1 protein-coding gene and 1 pseudogene are annotated in these 2,404 nt (G+C 39.6%); both read right to left on the reverse strand.

The genetic code is table 11. From position 1 onward, the window contains the following. A pseudogene (locus tag CDZ78_RS21615) lies at positions 1–241 on the reverse strand (IS701 family transposase); the annotation flags it as partial. 454 nt (positions 242–695) lie between these two features. Beyond that, positions 696–1,649 carry a hypothetical protein gene (locus CDZ78_RS01585; RefSeq protein WP_087868387.1) on the reverse strand — a complete coding sequence of 318 codons (954 nt, stop codon included), beginning with the start codon at positions 1,647–1,649 and terminating at the stop codon, positions 696–698. Positions 1,650–2,404: the final 755 nt, after the last annotated feature.

Below are 2,404 nucleotides of genomic sequence, written 5' to 3' on the forward strand. Positions count from 1 at the left end.
CCCAGGGTATACTTGCTTTACGAAACACCCAGGATAATGCGGCTACTTTGCAATCTCCAAGGCTTGCTCGCTCAAACTTAGCCCAGCAAAGAGAGTTCATTAGCAGTATGCCCGTTAAACAAGTGCCCAACCAAGCGGCTTGAATCCGTGTCAAAGCGGCTCCGGGTTTTAGCTGATTGAGCGCATCATTTAAATCGTCAATATAGCTTTGGATAAAGGTGGCTGGGGCATTCATTAACATGGGCTTACACCGATAAAATTACAACAACCTCAGAATACCTGATTTTACCTTCTCAATATCAAAAACTTGAACATCGAGTATAAAGCTTTTAAGTTGTAACTTAAAAAGTGTAACGTTCATGGTACATTGATTATTTTACGGGTTATGTTACAGAAAACAGCCAGTATTCATGCGTTACAGAAATGTAATATAAACGAACGTTTAGGTGACAACTATTTAAAAGGGGGGGGGTATATAGTATTGCTTAATCTCTTGGGTGGGCTCTTCATAGGGGGAATAGCCTGCCTGTGCAACATTTGATAAAAGCACTAAAAGTAAAACTGTATATATTTTAGCGACCCACCCCCGATTTTATATTAAAATACCCCGCACAGTCACGAATGCGGGGTATATGTGGATAAACATCCCAAGTTGTTCAATAAGCAGATCACGATTTGAACAACCACCTAAATTCTTAATCTATAGGTACTGAACGTGCTAAATTTAAGAATTCCGCTTTCATTTCTTTACTACTTGATGCGTTTTTCTCTAGGGTTAATTCATAATATTTAGAATCTGTTGTCCATACTAGGGAAGTTGTAGCTTTCCCGCTGGGGCTTATCCCCACTTCGTATATAGCAGGATTCCCATTAATATTTTCATTAACTGCCTCTTCGGTAAATACCACTTTACCCCCTCCGGTATGGTAATCATCCTCCGAAAGTTCAACCAAGCTTAAATTGTCAAACTCATAAACTCTTGTTAAAGTAGTCCACTTCCCTTCATCATAGGCTCCGCTCACCTGTCTGGAAACCACCTTTTTACCTTCGAAGGGTGTTTCATCTAAATTAGTGGGTTCTACCGTTAAAAGTTTAACCGCTTCCTCATGGGTCTTCTCATATTTTTTACTTTTTGGAGTCATCTCGTCTCGGATTGGAGTTATACTATTTTCAGTCTTATCAATATACCCCCGTTCTTCCATTTGTCGTATAGCCAACTCCGTTTCCTTTTTCTCATAGTCAGGTATAGGAAAATCTTCTATGGGAGCGAAGGATACATCCTCTCCCTGCCCCCCAAAGAACTCTTCCAGAGCTTCAAATTCTGAATTTAGATCTTCTTTATTTTCATGGGAATATTCAGTATCCGAATATTCAGTATAGGAATATTCCATATCTGAAGGTGGCTCCCACGCCTTATATCCCGAATGTACCATCTCTGATACCTCAGGGGGTTTTGGGGATGGGTTATGACGAATTTTTTCTGGAACAAAAGCCGGTGAAACTTTTTTAACTTTACTTACTTTTTCAATTACACCCCCCGCTTCAGAATTACCTTCGTCCCCGGTTAATGTGTATCTCGCATAAGCTAAAATTGAAAACAAGCCTACTAGAAAAAGCACCGTTAACCCGTGTTTTTTACATGTACTCATAGTTCTATCCTCTTGATAGTTAAAACGATGTAACCCTCTGAGCTACATCGTTTTAAGGTTAAGTTAAAGAAAAATTACAATTGTTAAGTTTAGTACGGTAAAGAAAAATTACAACTGTCAGTTTCGGTACGTCTAGAAAGGAACGTTTTATTATTTGGAGATTTCAAATAATGGAATCCCACAACAGTCCATAAGGATTGACCTGTAGGATCTCTATGGGCTGCCCCGTTATTATTCCATAAAGATACCCATCCAGTGTCAAGCTGATGTCTCATTTTTCCATGCTTATAGTGCCTGCTAAAAACCCTCGACCTTCTCTTCTCCGAGGTATTGAATGTTATTGACTCATTTCCATAATCAGCTCCTCCCGGCGGAAAGCAATTTGCTCTACTAAACTCATACAACTTAGCACTAGAAACACTACTAAATGACATTAAACCTACAGTTAACACGATAGGCAGTGAACGGGACAATTTTGATTTTTTCATTTTAATTTACCATTAAACTAAGAATCTGTCTCATCAGTACGGGTGGATTAACCCCCGTAGACGCCATCACAGAGTTTCGACTTATTCAGAATATTGTGATCAAGTTTGCGTTCCACAAATGCCAACAGACCTTCAGTAATGCCATAACGTTTTAAAATTAAGACCACACTCACCCGTAGCAACCACTCCCAGGGTATACTTGCTTCACGAAACACCTAGGATAATGCGGCTACTTTGCAATCTCCAAGGCTTGCTCGCTCAAACTTA

Source organism: Bathymodiolus platifrons methanotrophic gill symbiont, from assembly GCF_002189065.1.
Classification (GTDB): Bacteria; Pseudomonadota; Gammaproteobacteria; order Methylococcales; family Methylomonadaceae; genus Methyloprofundus.